We start from the raw sequence: 20,553 nt of genomic DNA, 5'->3' as shown, positions 1-20,553 counted from the left end.
GTGGTGACTGGCATTTTGCTTTTTTTAGAGCAATATTTTCTTGCGTGTGAAAAATATGCTATGATGTAGGTAAAATAATTGTCGAAGTTAAAAGGAGAACAAACAAATGAAAAGACGAACAGCACGAGAAAAAGCATTACAGGCATTATTTCAAATTGATATGAGTGAAAGTGACCCAAGAGAAGCGATTGAAAGTGTATTAGAAGATGAAGAAGCAGATGAGTTTTTAACACAGCTTGTACTTGGTGTTGTTGAACATAAAGAAGAAATTGATATCTTATTACGAAAGAATTTAGAGAAGTGGAATTTAGAGCGTTTAGCAAATGTGGATCGTTCGATTTTACGTTTAGCGATCTATGAATTAAATCATCTTGAAGAGATCCCACCTAAAGTAAGTATTGATGAAGCAATTGAATTAGCAAAAACATTTGGCGATGAGAGCTCAAGTCGATTCATTAATGCAGTCTTGTCAAAGGTTACAACAGGATTGAATTAATTTCATCAATGAAAATGTCAAATCGATATACCTGTAAGGGAGTTTAACATGAGTGTATCTGAAAAACGTTACTTAACCGTGAGTGCTCTAACAAAGTACATAAAAAGAAAGTTTGATTATGATCCACATCTGCAGGATATTTGGGTTCGAGGAGAAATTTCAAATTTCAAATCCCATAGTCGTGGGCATATGTATTTTACATTAAAGGATGAGCATGCGCGAATGCAAGCTGTTATGTTCTCGAGTCATAATCGCTCGATGAATTTCACACCTGAGAATGGGATGAAAGTTCTTCTTCGTGGGGAAATCACTGTCTATGAATCCTCTGGGGGCTATCAAATTTACGTGAAGGAAATGCAACCTGATGGGATTGGTAATCTTTATTTAGCTTATGAAGAGCTAAAAAAGAAATTAGAGGATGAAGGCATGTTTTTAGAGAAATACAAGAAGCCATTGCCGACATACCCACAAACCATTGGGGTTATTACGTCTCCAACTGGTGCTGCAATTCGTGATATCTTAACAACGATTAAGCGAAGATATCCTGTCGCAAATGTAGTGATACTTCCTGCCCTTGTTCAAGGGAATGAAGCGGGAAAATCAATTGCTCGTCAAATTGCAAATGCAAATCAATTAGGCAGTATTGATGTGCTTATTGTAGGACGGGGTGGTGGTTCCATTGAAGAACTTTGGGCATTTAACGAAGAGCTAGTTGCTAGAACGATTTTCGATTCAGACATCCCGATCATTTCAGCAGTTGGGCATGAGACAGATTTTACCATTGCTGACTTTGTTGCTGATTTACGTGCACCCACACCAACTGCAGCAGCAGAGCTTGCTGTTCCTCACATGGCTGAATTAGCAGAGCGAATATCAGTGAGACAAGCTAGGGCTTTGAGAAGTATGAAGGAAAGACTAACCCTTCAATATGACCGGTTGTCTTCCTTGCAAAAGTCATATGCCTTCCGTTATCCCAAGAATTTGTATGCTCAAAAGGAGCAACAGCTTGATCGTCTATTTGATAAATTTGAAAATGAATCCTTTAGAACGATCAAAAATAAACAAGACGTATATAAGACCTTGTTACTACGCTTAACCCATCAGCATCCTGAGGAGAAAAGGCAAAAAGCAATGCAGGAGCTTCAACAGCTTGAAAAAGCTCTTCATAAGGAGTTTCAGGGAATATTAAAAGAACAAACCCATGCATTTAATGCAACTCTATCGAAATTAAACGCGCTAAGCCCTTTGAAAATTATGGAAAGAGGATTTAGTATTGTTTATGACGAAGAAGCCACATTGTTAAAAAGTGTGAAGTCAGTGGAACCTGGAAACTCTATTCAGGTCAGACTACAAGACGGTCAGCTTGACTGCCAAGTTATAAGGGTAGAGGAGAGACAATTAAATGAGTAAAGAAAAGACAATGACATTTGAAGAAGCAATGAAAAATCTTGAAGAGATTGTATCAAAGCTTGAAGAAGGAGACGTGCCTCTTGAAAAAGCCATCAATTATTTTCAAGAAGGGATGAAACTCTCAAAGCTTTGTCATGATAAATTACAAACGGTAGAAAAACAAATGGATCAGATTTTGAAGGAAGACGGAAAGCTGGAACCATTTACGATTCAGGAGGAAGAATAGGGTGAAAATACAGGAAATATCACACTATTTGTCTTTACAAAAGAAAAATGTTGAACAAGCTCTGCCGTTATATATTGAGCGTTTAGATGCTCCTCATATTCTAAAAGATGCGATGAGTTATTCGCTTGAAGCAGGTGGGAAGAGGATTAGACCTCTATTTTTATTGTCAACGTTAAAAGCCTTTCGTTGTGATGAACAGGTTGGTCTCCCTGCCGCATGTGCAATCGAAATGATCCATACATACTCCCTTATTCACGATGATCTACCAAGTATGGATAATGATGATTTGCGTAGAGGAAAGCCTACAAATCATATTATCTTTGGAGAAGCTAACGCAATTTTAGCTGGTGATGCTTTACTCACATACAGCTTCCAGCTCATATCTGAAATGAGCGAAGAACATGTCTCACCAGAAACAAAGCTGAAGTTAATTACTGAATTAGTGAAAGCAGCAGGAGCAGAAGGAATGGTTGGTGGACAGGTAGCAGATATTGAAGGAGAAGGTCAAAAACTCACCTTATCTGAACTTGAATATATACATAATCATAAGACTGGTAGATTGCTTGCATTCAGTATCAAAGCGGCTGGTATTATCGCTAATGCGACGACAAAACAGCTTGAAATGTTAGAGGGATTTGCCATGCACCTTGGACTCGCGTTCCAAATTAGAGATGATATTCTTGATATTGAAGGTACAGTAGAGGCGATTGGTAAGCCTGTAGGTAGTGATGAATCTAATCATAAAAATACATATCCCTCATTATTAACAATTGATGGAGCAAAAGAAAAACAAGAGCATCATATTAATCAAGCCATGAAGATTCTAAGTGAACTTAAAATAGATACAGAGGTATTAGAATATCTATGCGATTTAGTTGGGACAAGACAAAACTAAAGGAATTCCCCATTCTGACACTAGATTGAGAAAAAACGTAGAATATGATATAATATACTAAGAAATTTGGTGGTGCAGTATTCTAGTCATTCCTCCATTTCTGAAGACGGGCCTAAAAATCCGTCAAAGGGCACATCGATGAAGTCCCTTGCGTTGGCTTGAGGCGCCCAGCCTTGGGTTGATGCTGGGGGTTAAGGTTGTAGGGCGATCCACAATGGCATGTGGGCGTTGACCCTGCTTCCGTGGAGGCCCATTTTTGTAGAAGTCTGTATGATTCTATGGGGTGGGGTATGAACCTGTATTGGTCTCTCATGTTACACGAGATTCAAGCAGCGTAGCCTGCCTTGAGTGGAGTTAAGGGGATTATGGTTGAAGATTCATACATCAGTTGGCCATTGATATATGAGTTAAATGTTAGCCCATATGAAATTAACTCTGCAAAAGAGGCTAGGAAATGGTTAAGGGATGTTTCGAGGAAAACTCCTAGACTGTTCGCATGACATATGTTAAGGATTGCAGTACGGACTAAGTGGTAATCCAGTCTAGCACTCGGTGACGACGCTAAAATAGGTTTAATGGGAAACCGCCATTGTGGCAACACTTGGTACCTATTTGGGAAATCCTACTGGACCTAAGCCGTAAAATTTACTTTTCATATGACCACCTTTTACATAGGTGAATTTAGTACGTTTGAAACCGGATGGATGTGCAAATGATATTATGAAACCACATATACGCGAATCAATAAATTGGAGCTTAGGTATTGCCGTTATCACTTTTGTGTTAGCGGCTATTTTTACTATTGTTTCAACCTTCGCTCTAACGGGACTAACTTGGGCAATAGGAACGATTGTTGTTTTTATTATTGTACTTATTGGTATTTTTTTTGATATGCTAGGAATTGCAGCGACAGCCGCAGATGAGGTTCCTTTTCATGCGATGGCATCAAAGAAAGTCAATGGTTCTAAAAGTGCCATTCAAATCATAAGAAATGCAGACCGTTTTGCTAGCTTTTGTAATGATGTAATCGGTGATATTTCTGGAATCATTAGTGGTACAGCTACGGCAATTGTTGTATTGCAACTAACAGTTTCTTATAATCAAACAGATGGATCAATTTTTCATTATGTTGTTTCAGTTATCTTTACTAGCTTAGTCGCCGCCTTAACGGTAGGTGGAAAAGCTTTAGGGAAGTCGATTGCCATTAGATCGTCAACGAATATTATCTTCCAAGTAGGACGCATCTTCCATTTTCTTGAAGATAAGTTTAATATAGTGTTAATAAAGGATAAAAAGAAAAAGAGAAATTCGAAGCGAAAGTGAGTGGTCCTCTTGGATCTATCAGAAATAAAGAGTCCGGCGTTTTTAAAGGACATGTCAATTGAAGAATTAGAAGCATTAAGTAAGGATATACGAACATTTCTTATAGAAAAGCTGTCAGTAACAGGTGGACATATCGGTCCGAATCTTGGTGTAGTAGAACTAACAGTTGCGCTACATAAAGAATTTAACAGTCCAAAGGATAAGTTTATTTGGGATGTGGGACACCAATCTTATGTTCATAAAATTCTAACTGGACGAGCTGGTGAATTCGATACACTCCGTCAATATCAAGGGCTATGCGGATTTCCAAAACGAATTGAGAGTGAACATGATGTTTGGGAAACTGGTCATAGTTCTACAAGCTTATCTGCAGCAATGGGAATGGTAGTTGCAAGAGACCTTAAAAAAACAAATGAATGTATTGTCCCGATCATTGGTGACGGTGCCCTAACAGGTGGAATGGCTTTAGAGGCATTGAATCATATTGGTCACGAGAAGAAAGATATGATTGTGATATTAAATGATAATGAAATGTCGATTGCTCCAAATGTAGGTGCTCTTCATAGTGTTCTTGGGAGACTTAGAACAGCTGGGAAGTATCATTGGGTAAAGGATGAACTTGAATATTTACTAAAGAAAATACCTGCTGTTGGCGGTAAGCTAGCAAGTACGGCTGAACGAGTAAAGGATAGTCTGAAATATCTTCTTGTATCTGGTGTGTTCTTTGAGGAACTTGGTTTTACATATCTTGGTCCAGTAGATGGTCACAGCTATGAAGATTTAATTGAGAATCTTCAATATGCGAAAAAAACAAAAGGACCGGTATTACTTCACGTTATTACGAAAAAGGGTAAAGGGTATCAACCTGCTGAAGTTGATAAAATTGGCACTTGGCATGGAACTGGTCCTTATAAGATTGAAACAGGAGATTTCGTAAAGCCTGTAAATGTCGCACCTGCTTGGAGTTCGCTTGTAAGTGAGACTGTACGTAAACTTGCGAGAGAGGACGATCGCATTGTTGCAATTACTCCAGCGATGCCGGTAGGATCAAAGCTTGAAGGCTTTGCAAAAGAATTTCCTGAGAGAATGTACGATGTGGGAATTGCAGAACAGCATGCAACAACAATGGCAGCAGGGCTTGCTACGCAAAATATGAAACCTTTCTTAGCGATTTATTCAACCTTTTTGCAAAGAGCTTATGACCAAGTCGTTCATGATGTTTGTCGTCAAAATTTAAATGTTTTCTTTGGCATCGATCGTGCCGGTCTAGTTGGGGCTGACGGTGAAACACATCAAGGTGTGTTTGATATTGCATTCTTACGTCATATCCCTAATTTAGTATTGATGATGCCGAAAGATGAAAATGAAGGACAGCACATGGTATACACCGCAGTTAAATACGATGATGGTCCAATTGCTATCCGTTACCCTCGTGGAAATGGTTTAGGAGTTAAGATGGATGAGGAGTTAGAGCGTCTTCCTATTGGTTCATGGGAAGTATTAAAGGACGGAGAAGACGTTGCGATTCTTACGTTTGGGACAACTATACCTATGGCATTAGAAGCGGCTGAAAAGCTAGCTGCAGAGGGAATATCTGTTAAAGTTATTAATGCTCGTTTCATTAAACCTATGGATGAAGATATGCTTCATGGATTATTCACCTCTAGAACTCCTGTCATTACAATTGAAGAGGCTGTGCTTCAAGGTGGATTTGGAAGTTCTGTCATTGAATTTGCTCATGACAAGAGCTATCACAATGCCGTGATTGACCGTATGGGGATACCAGATCAATTTATTGAGCATGGAAGTGTGAACAAATTGCTTGAGGAAATTGGTTTAACAACAGAAAATACAATTACTCGTGTGAAAAACATGATTCTTAAAAAACAAAAAAGGGCTTGAATATGGGAACAAAAAAAGAAAGATTAGACGTAGTACTTGTCGAGCGAGGTTTTATTGAGACTCGCGAAAAAGCAAAAAGGACAATTATGGCTGGGCTTGTTTATTCAAATGAAGTACGTTTAGACAAACCTGGCGAAAAAGTTGACCCAGAAATTCCATTAACAATTAAAGGGAAAATGATGCCATATGTAAGTCGTGGTGGCTTAAAGCTCGAAAAGGCATTAAAAGAATTTGATGTTGATATAAAAGATAGAATATTAATTGATATCGGGTCATCTACAGGTGGGTTTACTGATTGTGCTCTTCAGAATGGAGCAAAGTTATCCTATGCACTGGATGTTGGATATAACCAACTTGCCTGGAAGCTAAGGCAGGATGAACGTGTGGTTGTTATGGAAAGAACGAATTTTCGCTATGTGACACCAACCGACCTTGAAAAAGGACTTCCGGATTTTGCATCAATTGATGTGTCTTTTATCTCGCTTAAACTGATATTGCCGGTCCTTAAAACGATGTTGGTTCCAGGTAGTGATGTTGTAGCTCTTGTTAAGCCGCAATTTGAGGCTGGGAGAGAGCAGGTAGGAAAAAAAGGAATCGTTAGAGATCCAAAGGTGCATGAACAGGTACTAACGATGATGATCGAATTCTCACTGCTTCAAGGGTATGATTGTATGAACCTTTCCTATTCACCGATTACTGGTGGCGATGGGAATATTGAGTTTTTACTTCATCTCAAATGGGTGGAGGAAGGTCATGTTGGGGAAAACCACCTTACTTTAACGGCAAAAGATGTTGTTGCAAATGCCCATCAAGCATTTAAAGAAAAAAATGAATCTTGATGTGATGATTAGGATGACTTTAAGAAAGAACGAACCATTCTCCTGCGATTGTAGTGGAAAACTGAGTATTAATCAGATGGTTTTGTTTTCTAAAAAGGCATCCTAATTTTTTTATGCTAATAGCCGACAATATATGAAAAAAATCATGAAAAAAATGTACATTTTTGACTTAATCATATAACATAAAAAGTATAAAAATACATTGTGGGTAATGTTTAAATATTATAACGAGGTGCCAACATGAACAAAGGTCAACGTCACATAAAAATTAGAGATATTATTACGAATAATGATATCGAAACTCAAGATGAGCTAGTTGATATTCTAAAAGAGGAAGGCTTCAATGTAACACAGGCAACGGTTTCTAGAGATATTAAAGAACTTCATCTTGTAAAGGTTCCTATGCAGGATGGCCGTTACAAATATAGCCTGCCTGCTGATCAACGCTTTAATCCACTCCAAAAATTAAAACGCGCTCTAATGGATGCATTTGTACGAATTGATGGGGCAGGGCAGCTTATTGTTATGAAGACGTTGCCTGGAAATGCAAATGCAATTGGAGCGTTAATTGATAATTTAGATTGGGATGAAATCCTAGGGACGATATGTGGTGATGATACCATTCTGATTATTTGTAGATCAGATCAAGTAACAGAAGAAATATCACAGCGCTTTTTAGATATGCTGTAAGGTTGATATTTTTTCGATAGAAAGGCGGCGAGCTTCTACTTGCTAGCAGAGATTTCAATTAAAAATTTTGCAATTATTGAGTCACTCTCCATTTCATTTGAAAAAGGCTTAACAGTCTTATCAGGTGAGACTGGTGCAGGGAAATCAATTATTATTGACGCGATACATTTATTAGTGGGGGGACGAGGATCCTCAGAGTTTGTTCGCTATGGAGAAAAACGTGCGGAAATTGAAGGTCTTTTTTTATTAGATGATGAACAGCATCCATGTTACAGGCGTGCTACAGAGTTTGGGATTGATATTAGTGATGGTATGATTGTCCTTAGAAGAGATATTGCGATGAATGGGAAGAGTGTTTGTCGAATAAATGGTAAGCTTGTAACCATTGCGATATTAAGGGAGATAGGGAGAACGCTAATTGATATTCACGGACAACATGAGCATCAAGACCTCCTCTTCCAAGAGCAGCATTTGACACTCTTAGATCAATACGGAGGGGAAATGATCGCTAATGCGATTGGAGAATATATTTCCGTATTCAACAAGTACAATGAAGTGAATAAGAAGATAAAGAAGCTCTCTGAAAGTGAGCAAGAAATGGCCCATCGTTTAGATTTGATTCAATTTCAATTAAGAGAAATTGAACAAGCGAAATTAACACCGAAGGAAGATCTTGAGTTATTAGAGGAAAAGCGTAGAATTTCTAATTACGATAAGATCTATCGTGCGATGAAAAATAGCTATGAAGCGCTGCACGGGGAGCAAAGAGGCTTAGATTGGGTTGGCTTAGCGATGAGTCATACAGAAGGTATTGCGGATTTAGACAAGGAACTACAGAATATTCATGAAACCATCTCAAATAGCTTCTATTTATTAGAAGAAATCTCATACCAAATTCGTGATCAACTCGATGAGTTAGATTTTAACCCTGAAAGATTAGACTTTATTGAAGGGCGATTGAATGAAATCACTGGATTAAAGAGAAAATATGGTCAAGACGTGGAAGAAATTCTTGAATATGCATCTCGCATCCAGGATGAAATAGAAACAATTGAAAATCGTGATGGGTTGCTAGATAAGCTAAATAAAGAGCTACTTTCGATTACAGATGATTTATTAGTTGAAGCAAAACATATTACAGTACTCAGAAAGCAATTTGCTATGGTTCTTATTGATAATATTCATCAAGAATTGAAAGACTTATACATGGAAAAAACAACCTTTGATATAAGGTTTACGAATACCCTTGATGTAGATCACGGAAAGTCGAACTTTAGACATCATGGAATTGACGTAATTGAGTTTTACCTTTCAACAAACCCAGGTGAACCTCTAAAGCCACTTTCGAAAATAGCATCAGGTGGGGAATTATCGCGGATTATGCTTGCGATGAAGAGTATTTTTTCTATCCATCAGGGTATCACCTCAATTATTTTTGATGAGGTTGATACAGGGGTCAGTGGTCGTGTAGCCCAAGCGATTGCGGAAAAAATGCACCGTATTTCAATAGGCTCACAGGTTATTTGTATTACTCATCTTCCTCAAGTTGCTGCAATGGCAGATACACACTTGTATATCTCGAAGGAAATTAAGGATAATCGAACAAAGACTTCAATCAAACCTTTATCAATTGACGAAAAGGTAAAAGAAATAGGGCGTATGATTGCTGGAGCAGAGATTACAGATTTAACAACTGAGCATGCAAAAGAACTGTTAGAGCTCGCACAAAAAATTAAACTTGAAATGCTATCCAAATAGGGTAGCATTTTTTAATCGAATATTAGTTATAAATGTCACCCTTTAAGGCCAAATTAAAGAATGTAGCCAAGTAAGGTGTGTGGGATAGGAGCGAGGAGAGTGATTTGATTTGAATAGAGATAAAATTAGAAAAGTAATAGGCGCATTTCTCCTTGTTTCACTTGTAGCTTTAGGGTTTTGTCAGCCTTTAAAAGAGATGATTGAAATACCGAAGCAATTAACATTATTTGAAGGTCAGGAATATTTATTCGAAACTTCATTACCAGTTTCAGCAAGCGTTGTGCAAGGAAATGAAGTTGAAGCGTTTTCTTCTACAAAAAGTAGTAACACCCTTTCTGTTAATGCAAAAGAAAGTGGAGAAGGTTACATGATGCTGGAGATGGCTGGGTTACCAATTAAAAAAGTCGATGTAAATGTTTTATCGGATTTCAAAGTCATTCCAGGTGGACAGTCAATTGGAGTTAAATTAAATACGTTAGGGGTCTTAGTTGTCGGCCATCATCAAATTGACACAGAAGACGGAAAACAATCACCCGGTGAGATTGCTGGCGTAGAGGTCGGTGATATCATTAAAGAAATCAACGGGAAGAAAATTGAAAAAATGAGTGATGTCACACCATTTGTTCAAGAATCCGGAAAAACCGGAAAACCATTAAATCTTGTGTTAGCTAGAGAAAATGAAGAAATAAAAACGAAATTAATTCCGATGAAGGATAAGAATGATCATGCATATCGTATCGGTTTATATATTCGAGATTCGGCTGCTGGAATTGGAACGATGACATTTTTTCACCCAGATTCCAAGAAGTATGGAGCGCTAGGGCATGTCATTTCAGATATGGACACAAAAAAGCCGATTGTCGTTCAAGATGGTCAAATTGTCCGATCAACAGTTACTTCTATCCATAAAGGTAGTAATGGTGAACCAGGCGAAAAACTTGCTCGTTTCTCAGCAGATAAAGAAATTATTGGTAACATTACAAGAAATAGCCCATTTGGAATCTTTGGAGAATTATCCAAGCAAGTAGATAATGGGATTATGGATAAGCCAATTCCGATTACTCTTTCTCATCAAGTGAAAGAGGGGCCAGCAAAAATTTTGACAGTTGTTGAAAATGATAAAGTAGAGGAATTTGATGTAGAGGTAGTTAGCTCGGTGCCTCAGAAATTTCCTGCAACAAAAGGTATGGTCGTAAAAATAACGGATGAGCGTCTTTTAAATAAGACGGGTGGAATCGTACAAGGGATGAGTGGAAGTCCGATTATCCAGGATGGGAAATTAATCGGTGCGGTAACACATGTGTTTGTAAATGACCCGACTAGTGGATATGGGGTTCATATCGAATGGATGTTAAATGAAGCAGGTATTAATATTTACGAAAAAGAAGAATCAAAACAAAAAGCGAGCTAATTTAGCTTGCTTTTTGTTTTGAAAAATTAAAAATAGAGAAAATTCGACAAAAGAAATGACCTATCTTTAATGCTTAGCGTTTTTAGTCGAATTTATTAGTATAATGGAGAAAAATATAAGTTTCAATGTTTTTTTACGATTTTTTTCAAAAAATAAAGGATTTTATATTGCATTGTCGAATTCATTCATTAAAATAGAGTTATATGTAAAAAAGATTTTTAAAGGGTGACTTAGATCGAGGAGGAACATATGTTGAAGAAAATTAAGGTTTGTGTAGTGGATGATAATAAGGAACTAGTTAATTTATTAGAGGAGTATATTTCAAGCCAAGAGGATATGGAAGTTCTTGGCGTTGCCTATAATGGTCAAGATTGTTTGAACTTATTACAAAGTCAGCAACCAGATGTATTATTGCTTGATATTATTATGCCTCATTTAGATGGTCTTGCTGTTTTGGAAAAGCTTCGTGAAGTAAATAAAGGTCAGCAGCCTAATGTGATTATGCTGACAGCATTTGGTCAAGAAGACGTAACAAAAAAAGCAGTTGATTTAGGTGCTTCTTATTTTATTCTAAAGCCATTTGATATGGAAAACCTTGGGGCAACTATACGTCAAGTTAGTGGGAACTCTTCATCAGTGATTAAAAGAACATCACAAACAACGGCATATCGTTCGCAGCAGACTGAAAATAATGGTCCGAGAAATCTAGATGCAAATATTACAAGTATTATCCATGAAATTGGTGTACCAGCTCATATTAAAGGTTATCTATATTTACGTGAAGCCATTTCAATGGTATATAATGATATTGAATTATTAGGATCAATTACAAAGGTATTGTATCCTGATATTGCAAAGAAATATAACACAACAGCTAGTCGCGTAGAACGCGCCATTCGTCATGCGATTGAAGTGGCATGGAGTCGTGGAAATATCGACTCAATTTCGTCTTTATTTGGGTACACAGTAAGTATGACAAAGGCGAAACCAACTAATTCTGAGTTTATTGCAATGGTTGCTGATAAGCTGCGTTTGGAGCATAAAGCTTCTTGAAAGAGTAAGGACACAGAATAAACATAATGAAATTGCATTGATTTTTATATTATATGAATGAAGAAACACCTAAAAATGATGATCACTCACCATTTTTAGGTGTTTCTTTACATTAGATTAACATTATGATGTTATGATTAAACTTGAGGAAATTATTTTGTTTCTTCTTTTTCCAATTCAATCATTTTTTGTATTAATATATGCTGAGGCATGTGCATAATCTGTTCTAATGGAACACCTAATGCCTTTGATAGTTTCAAAGCAGTATCAGCGCTTATTTGTAATGGTTTCATTTATAATTCCTCCCTATAGTCGAAATACATAACCGTACAGTCAGCGGTATTTATATATGATAGCTTTAGTATAACAAAAAAGGAGGTAATAGATATATGAAGAATACTAAGATTATTGGTCATAGAGGAGCAGCAGGGACCCATCCGGAAAATACGATGATTTCATTTAAAGAAGCAGAACGGGTTGGGGCGCATGGGATAGAACTTGATGTACATTTATCAAAAGATCATCAACTTGTCGTTATTCATGACGACAAGGTTGATCGTACGACAGACGGAAAAGGCTGGGTCAAAGATTTAAAGGTTAATGAATTGAAAAAATTAGATGCTAGCTATAAATTTAAAGGGAAGTATGGTATTTGTCCAATCCCGACACTTGAAGAAGTTTTCAGCTGGGCTAGGAAGACAAATCTTGTGATTAATGTGGAATTTAAGAATAGTTTAATCGATTATCCTGATATGGAGAAAAAAACAATTGACCTTATCTATCAATATAAAATGAATAAGAGAGTGTTTTTGTCTTCATTTAATCATGAAAGCATGGTTAAAGCCAATGCGATCGATCCATCGATTGAAGCTGCAATTCTCTATATGGAAAAAATGTATGAGCCATGGGAATATGTGAAGCAATTAGGTTTAAGGGCGGTTCATCCGTATCACAGAACGGTAAGAGATGACATCGTGAAGGCGTGTCACGAACATGGAGTTAGCATAAGGCCGTTTACAATAAATGATAAAGCGATTATGAAAAAAATGATTTCGTATTCCTGTGATGCCATCATAACGGATTTTCCTGACAGAGCATTAAAATTAATTAAATAAAAAAAGTAAGAGGCTGCACTATTAGCAGCCTCTTACTTTTTTTGAAAACGCGCTTGAACTTTATTTTTCTTTCTATCACGACGTAAGATAAAACCAGCAATAAAGCCAATGCCAGCTACAAAAAAGATAAGTCCGATTAAAAATTGTAGCAATAAATTAGGAATGGGTGCATGTAAGATGTTAAATACCATATCTCTCATTAATTTTATTCCAAGAGCAGCAATAATGCCCGGGATTAGCATGATGATTAGTGCAATAATTCGTTGCATAGTTAAAGGTTCCTTTCAGGATAAATTAACTTCTATATCGATTGTTATCCGTAAAAAAAGATTTGTCAAGACATTAAAACTTCAGTATGATAGAAGATGTGCAAGTAATTGCAATTTTAAAATCGAATTGTGAAATAAAAGCATGCAAAAAATTGCACGATTTTCTTTTTGAAACGAGATATTTTAAGGATTACATAATAAAGGGGGGCTGTTGTTTTGCAAAAAGTGTTGATTGTAGGTGCTGGAAAAGGTGGGACGGCTATTCTTAAAAATCTGTATGATACAAAAATGATGAAAATTGTATCTGTGATCGACTTGAACCCAGATGCCCCAGGTAGGCTTTTGGCTAAACAATGGAACATCCCTCATGATTCAGATTGGCGAAAGTATTTATCCGATGAAATCGATATTGTTGTTGAGGCAACTGGTGATGATGCGATATTCAAGGAAATTAGAGAGTTAAGAGGAAAAAACACGGTCGTCATTCCAGGGGCTGTCGCTCATATAACTGCTCAATTAATGGAGGAAAAAGAAGACTTAATAGCAAAGCTTACAGATGAATCATATAAGCATGATTTAATCTTCAATTCTACCCACGATGGAATGATTGTTATCGATCAAGACTGTCAAATCATTTTATTTAATAAGAGTGCTGAGAAGATGACTGGTCTAAAAAAGGATCAGGTAATCGGAAAGCACATTCTTGATGTAATCAAAACGAGTAAATTGCCTTCTGTTTTATCCTCAAGAAAAATAGAAGTGAATCAAGAGCTGGTTTTGAATAACGGAAAGAAAATTATAACGACAAGAATTCCGATGATTAATGATTCAGGACTCTTATTTGGAGCGTTTGCTGTTTTCAAGGAAATAACGGAGGTAGTCACATTAGCTGCTGAAATAACGAACTTGAAAGAAATACAAACGATGCTAGAAGCAGTCATCCAATCATCTGATGATGCTATTTCAGTGGTTGATGAGCAGGGGCGAGGTATTATCATTAACCCTGCCTATACAAGAATCACTGGTTTAACGGAGGAAGAAGTAATCGGAAAACCAGCAGATGCAGATATTTCAGAAGGTGAGAGTATGCATATGCAGGTATTGACCACTAGGCGTGCTGTTCGTGGGGTGCAACTGAAAGTTGGTCCAAATAAGAAAGATGTCGTTGTGAACGTCGCTCCAATCATTGTTGATGGGAAACTAAAAGGTAGTGTTGGCGTTATTCATGATATGTCTGAGATAAGAACATTAACAAATGAATTACATCGAGCTCGTCAAATTATTCGTACCCTTGAAGCAAAATATTCTTTTGAGGATATTGTAGGCGTTTCTGAGGAAATGCAGGTTGCGGTGGAGCAGGCGAAATTAGGTGCTAAAACTCCAGCAACAGTATTACTTAGAGGTGAGTCAGGGACTGGGAAAGAATTATTTGCTCATGCTATACATAATGCTAGTGATCGAAAATTCAATAAATTTGTAAGAGTGAATTGTGCCGCGTTGTCAGAATCGCTGCTTGAGAGTGAGTTATTCGGGTATGAAGAAGGAGCATTCTCAGGTGCAAAGCGTGGTGGGAAACGTGGGTTCTTTGAAGAAGCGAATAATGGAAGTATTTTTTTAGATGAAATTGGTGAATTATCTGCTGGTACACAAGCAAAACTATTAAGAGTATTGCAAGAGAATGAAATTGTACGGGTTGGTGGTACCAAATCAATCACACTGAATGTACGGGTTATTGCTGCGACGAATGTTAACTTAGAAAAGGCGATAGCAAGCGGCACATTTAGAGAGGATTTGTACTATCGTCTAAATCGCATGCCAATTCATATTCCGCCATTACGTTCAAGAAAGCAGGACATAGTAGAGCTTTCGCAACGATTGCTTCACAAAATCAATCAGGATTACGGTCGTAAAGTTGAGGGGTTAACATCCGCTGCGATTGATTATTTGATGCAATATCAGTGGCCAGGAAATGTAAGAGAGTTAGAAAATGTTTTAGGACGAGCGGTCATTTTTATGAAATCAAGTGAGTTGCATATTGATATACAGCATCTTCAATCATTAAAATCATTAAATCTTGATGAAGGTGTAAAACAAAAGGCTCAGATTGATCAAAATACACATTCTCTAACTGAAATGATTGAGTTGTACGAAGCTGAAGTACTATCGAAAAAATTGACTGAGTTTAATGGAAACAGAACATTGACAGCTAAGTCCTTAGGGATTTCTTTAAGGAACCTATACTATAAGATGGAGAAGTATAACCTTGCAAAAAATAGCGTGCAATAAATTGCAAAGAGTGCAATTTATTGCATGGTTTGTGACGAGGATGTTAAATTACATAAGAGTTGAAAACTTGGCACGATTTTTGCATTAACTAGGTTAGTTAAAGAATGAGAAAGGAAAGGTTCAGGTGTAATGAGTTTAAACCAGCTAGTAACACAAGCAAAAGAATTTGATCAAAAGACAATTGCAGTTGCTGTAGCAGAGGATCAAGAGGTTATTGATGCTGTTGTTGAAGCTATAGAACATGGTTTAGGAAAGTTCATTTTATATGGGAATAAAGAGCAAATTACACGTTTGCTTATGGATAAAGGCACACAGTATGGTGAAAACGATCAACTTCTGGTGGTTCATACAACCTCGAAGGAGAAATCTGCAGAACTTGCGGTTAAATCAGTCCATTCGGGTGATGCTGATGTCCTTATGAAGGGCAACTTACCAACGTCCACATTGCTTAAGGCTGTACTAAATAAAGAATATGGTTTAAGAAGTGGAAATGTACTTTCACATGTTGCTTTGTTTGAGGTGCCAGGCTATGATCGATTTATTTTCGTGACTGATGCTGGTATGAATATTGAACCTAGCTTAGAGCAGAAAGCTGAAATTATTAGTAATGCCGTTTCAATTGCGAACTCACTTGGGATTAATATGCCAAAGGTGGCACCAATTGCTGCCGTTGAAACAATTAATCCTAAGATGCCTGCTACTTTGGATGCGGCTGTTCTAACACAAATGAATCGAAGGGGACAAATAAACAACTGTCTTGTAGATGGTCCATTAGCATTAGATAATGCCGTTTCATTCATTGCTGCAAAACAAAAAGGTATTAAGAGTGAAGTAGCGGGTGCTGCTGATATTTTATTAGTACCAACTATTGAAGTAGGAAATACTTTATACAAATCGCTTATCTATTTTGCGGGAGCTAAGGTAGGTGCAGTGTTAGCGGGAGCCAAAGTTCCAATCGTATTGACTTCAAGGGCAGATTCGGCGGAAAGTAAATTGTATTCATTAGCACTTGCAGTATGCTGCTCACACCCAAATAAATAAGGCATCGTGGATAATTAGGGGAGGATATGACAAATGGAAATGTTTAAATATATGGAAATGTATGATTATGAGCAATTAGTTTTTTGCCAAGACAAGCAATCAGGACTAAAAGCAATTATAGCGATTCATGATACAACATTAGGTCCAGCTCTTGGTGGTACAAGAATGTGGACATATGAATCAGAAGAGGCAGCGATTGAAGATGCTCTACGTCTTGCAAAAGGAATGACTTACAAAAATGCAGTAGCTGGTTTAAATCTAGGTGGTGGAAAGACTGTTATTATCGGTGATCCTCGTAAAGATAAAAATGAAGAGCTATTTAGAGCGTTTGGTCGTTATATTCAGGGCTTGAATGGTCGTTATATCACAGCTGAGGATGTAGGGACGACAGTTGCTGATATGGATCTTATTCATGAAGAAACAGATTATGTAACAGGGATTTCCCCAGCCTTTGGTTCTTCAGGAAATCCATCTCCCGTCACTGCTTATGGAGTATACCGAGGAATGAAGGCTGCTGCAAAAGAAGCTTTTGGTACGGATTCATTAGAAGGGAAAGTCGTTGCTGTACAAGGAGTTGGAAATGTTGCGTATACTCTATGTAAACATCTTCATGAAGAAGGTGCACAGTTAATTGTAACTGACATTAACAAAGAAGCAGTTAAAAGAGCGGTTGAAGATTTCGGTGCAAAAGCTGTTGAAGTTGACGAAATTTATAGTGTGGATTGTGATATCTATGCACCTTGTGCACTTGGAGCATCTATTAACGATGATACAATTCCGCAATTAAAAGCAAAGGTGATAGCTGGTGCTGCTAACAATCAATTGAAAGAACCGCGTCATGGGGATATCATTCATGAGCAGGGAATCGTCTATGCACCAGACTATGTCATTAATGCTGGTGGAGTTATAAATGTTGCTGATGAATTATATGGCTACAATTATGATCGAGCAATTAAAAAAGTTGAGCTTATCTATAACAATATTGAAAAAGTGATTGAAATTGCTAAACGAGATCGTATTCCGACTTATAAAGCGGCGGATCGATTAGCAGAGGAGCGTATTGAAAGAATGAGAAACTCTCGTAGTCAATTTCTTCAAAACGGACATCATATCTTAAGTCGTAGAAGCGCTAGATAATAGAGAGTTAGAGTTGCTGGATGGGGGAATGTTTTTGAACGAAATTTTCAAAAAAAGCCTCCATCTTTGCTGTTTTCAAAATACTTAAAAGAGAGCTATGCCCATTTGGAGGTTTTTACGTTGCAAGAAAATGTTTATCGCATTTTAGTTATTAACCCAGGCTCTACCTCGACAAAAATTGGGGTATTTGAAAATGAGCGTTCAATGTTTGAAAAAACAATTAGACATGACAGTGATGTCATCAATTCATTTGAAGATATTATTAGTCAATATGAATTTAGAAAAAATACCATTCTTGAAGCACTCGACAGTGAAGCCATAAATATCTCAAAAATTAGTGCAGTTTGTGGTAGAGGAGGTCTATTACGTCCGATTGAAGGTGGGACTTATTTAGTGAATGAGTTAATGCTTAAGGATTTAAAAGCAGGTTATGCAGGGCAGCATGCTTCAAATCTTGGTGGGATTTTGGCTTATGAAATTGCATCTGCACTAAATATTCCTTCCTACATTGTCGATCCCGTTGTAGTCGATGAATTAGAGCCTATTGCTCGAATTTCTGGCTTCTCATTAATAGAGAGAAAGAGCATCTTTCACGCTCTCAACCAAAAAGCAGTGGCGAGACGTGTTTCTAATGAGCTCGGAAAAAGGTATGAAGATTTAAATTTAATCGTGACACATATGGGTGGAGGAATTACAGTCGGCGCCCATAAAAGAGGGAAAGTTGTCGATGTAAATAACGGGCTACATGGAGATGGACCATTTAGTCCAGAGCGTGCTGGAACTGTACCGGCTGGAGATCTTGTTGCACTTAGCTTCTCTGGTGACTATTACCGAGAAGAAGTGATGAAGAAACTAGTTGGTCAAGGTGGCCTTGTTGGTTATCTAGATACGAATGATGTAATAAAAGTTGAAAACATGATTAAATCAGGGAATAAAAAGGCAAAACTTGTATATGAAGCAATGGGTTATCAGGTTTCTAAGGAGATTGGTGCTGCTGCAACCGTTCTTGAAGGGAAAGTTGATGCAATTATCCTCACAGGTGGTATTGCTTATAGTACACAATTCGTTGAATACATACAAAATCGAGTTAATTGGATCGCAGATGTTATTGTACATCCTGGTGAAAATGAGCTTCAAGCCCTTGCAGAGGGAGCTCTCCGAGTATTAAGAGGTGAAGAACAGGAAAAGCAATATCATTTCTAACATAATAATGACATTTTGATAGAGAGGAGTAAAGGAAGATGGCTACTGAAGAATATGATTTGGTCATTCTTGGTGCAGGTACTGGCGGCTATGTAGCAGCGATACGTGCGTCACAGCTAGGATTGAAGGTTGCAGTCGTTGAAAAAGGTAAAGTAGGAGGAACCTGTCTACATGCAGGTTGTATCCCAAGTAAAGCTCTTTTAAGAAGTGCAGAAGTTTATGCCCAGACAAAGAATAGCGAAGAGTTCGGGGTAATTGCTCCTACCATTTCGCTGGATTTCGGTAAGGTACAAGAGCGAAAAGCAAGAATTACATCTCAGCTTTATAAAGGTGTACAGCACTTAATGAAGCAAGGGAAAATCAAAATATATGAAGGTACAGGGCGTATACTAGGTCCTTCGATTTTTTCTCCACTACCTGGAACCATTTCTGTTGAAATGAAGAATGGGGAAGAGAACGAAATGCTTATACCTAAAAATGTGATCGTTGCAACAGGTTCAAGACCAAGAATCTTATCTGGATTAGAGGTTGATGGGGAGAAAATTCTCACTTCAGATGAGGCATTAGAGATGAAAGAACTACCTCAATCGATGTTGATTATTGGTGGAGGTGTCATCGGGATCGAGTGGGCATCGATGTTAGCTGACTTCGGAGTCGAAGTTACGGTGATTGAATATTCAAATCGGATATTACCAACCGAGGATGTTGATATTTCAAAAGAGATGCAACGTGTTATGAAGAAAAAAGGAGTTAAAATCATAACGAATGCGAAGGTATTACCTGAAACACTTGTTAAGAACAAGGATGGTATAACAATTGATGCCGAGTATAAAGGAACAACAACATCTTTCTCAGCAGAGAAGGTATTACAATCAGTTGGTCGTCAAGCGAACATTGAAGGAATTGGCTTAGAAAATACAGAAATCCAAGTTGAAAAGGGTTTTATCGCAACTAATGAAGTTTACCAAACAAAAGAATCTCATATTTATGCAATTGGTGATGTGATTGGTGGGATTCAGCTAGCGCATGTAGCTTCACATGAAGGTATTGTTGCTGTTGAACATATTGCAGGGAAACAGCCTTTCCTACTTAATTATGCAAATATCTCAAAATGTGTTTATAGTAAACCTGAGGTTGCTAGTGTTGGCTATACAGAACAGGAGGCAAAGGAATTAGGTTTTTCAGTGAAAATTGGAAAGTTTCCTTTTAAAGCGATCGGTAAAGCGCTCGTATACGGTGAATCAGATGGTTTTGTGAAATTAGTTGCTGATGAGGCGACAAATGATATATTAGGTGTTCATATGATTGGGCCACATGTGACTGATATGATTTCAGAAGCTGGCTTGGCTCGTGTATTAGATGCGACTCCTTGGGAGGTAGCCCACACGATTCATCCACATCCTTCGCTCTCAGAGGCGATTGGTGAAGCTGCGTTAGCGGTTGATGGGAAAGCAATCCATTTATAAATGGATAGACATATATGTAATTGATGCTTGTTC

Annotated in this window: 19 protein-coding genes; 17 read left to right on the top strand and 2 right to left on the bottom strand. The window is 37.6% G+C overall.

What is annotated here, in order from left to right:
* Positions 1-106 precede the first annotated feature (106 nt).
* The 11 genes from nusB (at position 107) to spo0A (ending at position 12,003) form a co-directional block, all read left to right on the top strand.
* The gene (gene nusB / locus F7888_RS15785) at positions 107-496 is read left to right on the top strand and encodes a transcription antitermination factor NusB (RefSeq protein ID WP_191781094.1); all 390 of its coding nucleotides are present in this window, start codon (positions 107-109) and stop codon (positions 494-496) included.
* A gap of 48 nt (positions 497-544) precedes the next feature.
* Positions 545-1,906, top strand: a complete 1,362-nt coding sequence (gene xseA / locus F7888_RS15780; RefSeq protein WP_191781093.1) for an exodeoxyribonuclease VII large subunit — start codon at positions 545-547, stop codon at positions 1,904-1,906.
* A complete protein-coding gene (locus F7888_RS15775) occupies positions 1,899-2,132 on the top strand; it encodes an exodeoxyribonuclease VII small subunit (protein WP_191781091.1) in 234 nt (77 codons plus the stop codon). Before xseA ends, F7888_RS15775 begins: the two co-directional genes overlap by 8 nt.
* Before the next feature lies 1 nt (position 2,133).
* Complete coding sequence (locus F7888_RS15770) at positions 2,134-3,027, top strand: polyprenyl synthetase family protein (protein ID WP_191781089.1); 894 nt, start codon at positions 2,134-2,136, stop codon at positions 3,025-3,027.
* Positions 3,028-3,747: 720 nt separating this feature from the next.
* The gene (locus F7888_RS15765) at positions 3,748-4,350 is read left to right on the top strand and encodes a hypothetical protein (protein WP_191781130.1); all 603 of its coding nucleotides are present in this window, start codon (positions 3,748-3,750) and stop codon (positions 4,348-4,350) included.
* A gap of 51 nt (positions 4,351-4,401) precedes the next feature.
* Positions 4,402-6,252, top strand: a complete 1,851-nt coding sequence (gene dxs / locus F7888_RS15760) for a 1-deoxy-D-xylulose-5-phosphate synthase (protein ID WP_412096007.1) — start codon at positions 4,402-4,404, stop codon at positions 6,250-6,252.
* Between the two features lie 2 nt (positions 6,253-6,254).
* Entirely contained in the window at positions 6,255-7,091 is an 837-nt protein-coding gene (locus F7888_RS15755) for a TlyA family RNA methyltransferase (RefSeq protein ID WP_191781086.1), read from the top strand.
* A 240-nt stretch (positions 7,092-7,331) separates the two neighbouring features.
* Entirely contained in the window at positions 7,332-7,781 is a 450-nt protein-coding gene (ahrC, locus tag F7888_RS15750) for a transcriptional regulator AhrC/ArgR (RefSeq protein WP_191781084.1), read from the top strand.
* Positions 7,782-7,820: 39 nt separating this feature from the next.
* A complete protein-coding gene (gene recN / locus F7888_RS15745) occupies positions 7,821-9,539 on the top strand; it encodes a DNA repair protein RecN (RefSeq protein ID WP_191781082.1) in 1,719 nt (572 codons plus the stop codon).
* A 109-nt stretch (positions 9,540-9,648) separates the two neighbouring features.
* On the top strand, positions 9,649-10,950 hold the full coding sequence (gene spoIVB / locus F7888_RS15740; RefSeq protein ID WP_191781081.1) for a SpoIVB peptidase: 1,302 nt from the start codon (positions 9,649-9,651) through the stop codon (positions 10,948-10,950).
* 252 nt (positions 10,951-11,202) lie between these two features.
* Positions 11,203-12,003: a sporulation transcription factor Spo0A gene (spo0A, locus tag F7888_RS15735; protein ID WP_191781079.1), complete on the top strand. Its 801-nt coding sequence runs from the start codon at positions 11,203-11,205 to the stop codon at positions 12,001-12,003.
* A gap of 152 nt (positions 12,004-12,155) precedes the next feature.
* On the opposite strand, the gene F7888_RS15730 is transcribed toward spo0A, so the two are convergent.
* Entirely contained in the window at positions 12,156-12,296 is a 141-nt protein-coding gene (locus tag F7888_RS15730) for a YycC family protein (protein ID WP_191781077.1), read from the bottom strand.
* 96 nt (positions 12,297-12,392) lie between these two features.
* Here F7888_RS15730 and F7888_RS15725 point away from each other — a divergent pair, with 96 nt between their 5' ends.
* Positions 12,393-13,118, top strand: coding sequence for a glycerophosphodiester phosphodiesterase (locus tag F7888_RS15725; RefSeq protein ID WP_191781076.1), 726 nt, complete (start codon positions 12,393-12,395; stop codon positions 13,116-13,118).
* Positions 13,119-13,150: 32 nt separating this feature from the next.
* Here the strand turns inward: F7888_RS15725 and F7888_RS15720 are convergent, their stop codons facing one another.
* Positions 13,151-13,387 (bottom strand): DUF2627 domain-containing protein, encoded by a 237-nt coding sequence (locus F7888_RS15720; protein ID WP_191781074.1) that lies wholly within the window; start codon positions 13,385-13,387, stop codon positions 13,151-13,153.
* A 216-nt stretch (positions 13,388-13,603) separates the two neighbouring features.
* On the opposite strand from F7888_RS15720, the gene F7888_RS15715 reads away from it, so the two are divergent.
* From F7888_RS15715 to lpdA, 5 genes are all read left to right on the top strand, one after another.
* Positions 13,604-15,673 carry a sigma 54-interacting transcriptional regulator gene (locus F7888_RS15715; RefSeq protein ID WP_191781073.1) on the top strand — a complete coding sequence of 690 codons (2,070 nt, stop codon included), beginning with the start codon at positions 13,604-13,606 and terminating at the stop codon, positions 15,671-15,673.
* A gap of 129 nt (positions 15,674-15,802) precedes the next feature.
* On the top strand, positions 15,803-16,714 hold the full coding sequence (gene yqiS, locus F7888_RS15710) for a phosphate butyryltransferase (protein ID WP_191781071.1): 912 nt from the start codon (positions 15,803-15,805) through the stop codon (positions 16,712-16,714).
* Between the two features lie 33 nt (positions 16,715-16,747).
* Positions 16,748-17,851, top strand: a complete 1,104-nt coding sequence (gene bcd / locus F7888_RS15705) for a branched-chain amino acid dehydrogenase (protein ID WP_191781070.1) — start codon at positions 16,748-16,750, stop codon at positions 17,849-17,851.
* 120 nt (positions 17,852-17,971) lie between these two features.
* The gene (gene buk, locus F7888_RS15700) at positions 17,972-19,054 is read left to right on the top strand and encodes a butyrate kinase (protein WP_191781068.1); all 1,083 of its coding nucleotides are present in this window, start codon (positions 17,972-17,974) and stop codon (positions 19,052-19,054) included.
* A 38-nt stretch (positions 19,055-19,092) separates the two neighbouring features.
* On the top strand, positions 19,093-20,520 hold the full coding sequence (gene lpdA / locus F7888_RS15695; protein WP_191781066.1) for a dihydrolipoyl dehydrogenase: 1,428 nt from the start codon (positions 19,093-19,095) through the stop codon (positions 20,518-20,520).
* The last annotated feature ends 33 nt before the right edge of the window (positions 20,521-20,553 follow it).

This window comes from Litchfieldia stipae, assembly GCF_014837155.1.
GTDB lineage: Bacteria > Bacillota > Bacilli > Bacillales > Bacillaceae_L > Litchfieldia.
Note: the sequence above shows the minus strand (reverse complement) of the source record. Positions and strands in the feature narration are given on the sequence as shown.

Coding starts and splice junctions, on each gene's coding strand:
- nusB (WP_191781094.1), top strand. CDS start 107: ATGAAAAGACGAACAGCACGAGAAAAAGCATTACAGGCATTATTTCAA.
- xseA (WP_191781093.1), top strand. CDS start 545: ATGAGTGTATCTGAAAAACGTTACTTAACCGTGAGTGCTCTAACAAAG.
- F7888_RS15775 (WP_191781091.1), top strand. CDS start 1,899: ATGAGTAAAGAAAAGACAATGACATTTGAAGAAGCAATGAAAAATCTT.
- F7888_RS15765 (WP_191781130.1), top strand. CDS start 3,748: ATGAAACCACATATACGCGAATCAATAAATTGGAGCTTAGGTATTGCC.
- dxs (WP_412096007.1), top strand. CDS start 4,402: ATGTCAATTGAAGAATTAGAAGCATTAAGTAAGGATATACGAACATTT.
- F7888_RS15755 (WP_191781086.1), top strand. CDS start 6,255: ATGGGAACAAAAAAAGAAAGATTAGACGTAGTACTTGTCGAGCGAGGT.
- ahrC (WP_191781084.1), top strand. CDS start 7,332: ATGAACAAAGGTCAACGTCACATAAAAATTAGAGATATTATTACGAAT.
- F7888_RS15730 (WP_191781077.1), bottom strand. CDS start 12,296: ATGAAACCATTACAAATAAGCGCTGATACTGCTTTGAAACTATCAAAG.
- F7888_RS15725 (WP_191781076.1), top strand. CDS start 12,393: ATGAAGAATACTAAGATTATTGGTCATAGAGGAGCAGCAGGGACCCAT.
- F7888_RS15720 (WP_191781074.1), bottom strand. CDS start 13,387: ATGCAACGAATTATTGCACTAATCATCATGCTAATCCCGGGCATTATT.
- yqiS (WP_191781071.1), top strand. CDS start 15,803: ATGAGTTTAAACCAGCTAGTAACACAAGCAAAAGAATTTGATCAAAAG.
- bcd (WP_191781070.1), top strand. CDS start 16,748: ATGGAAATGTTTAAATATATGGAAATGTATGATTATGAGCAATTAGTT.
- lpdA (WP_191781066.1), top strand. CDS start 19,093: ATGGCTACTGAAGAATATGATTTGGTCATTCTTGGTGCAGGTACTGGC.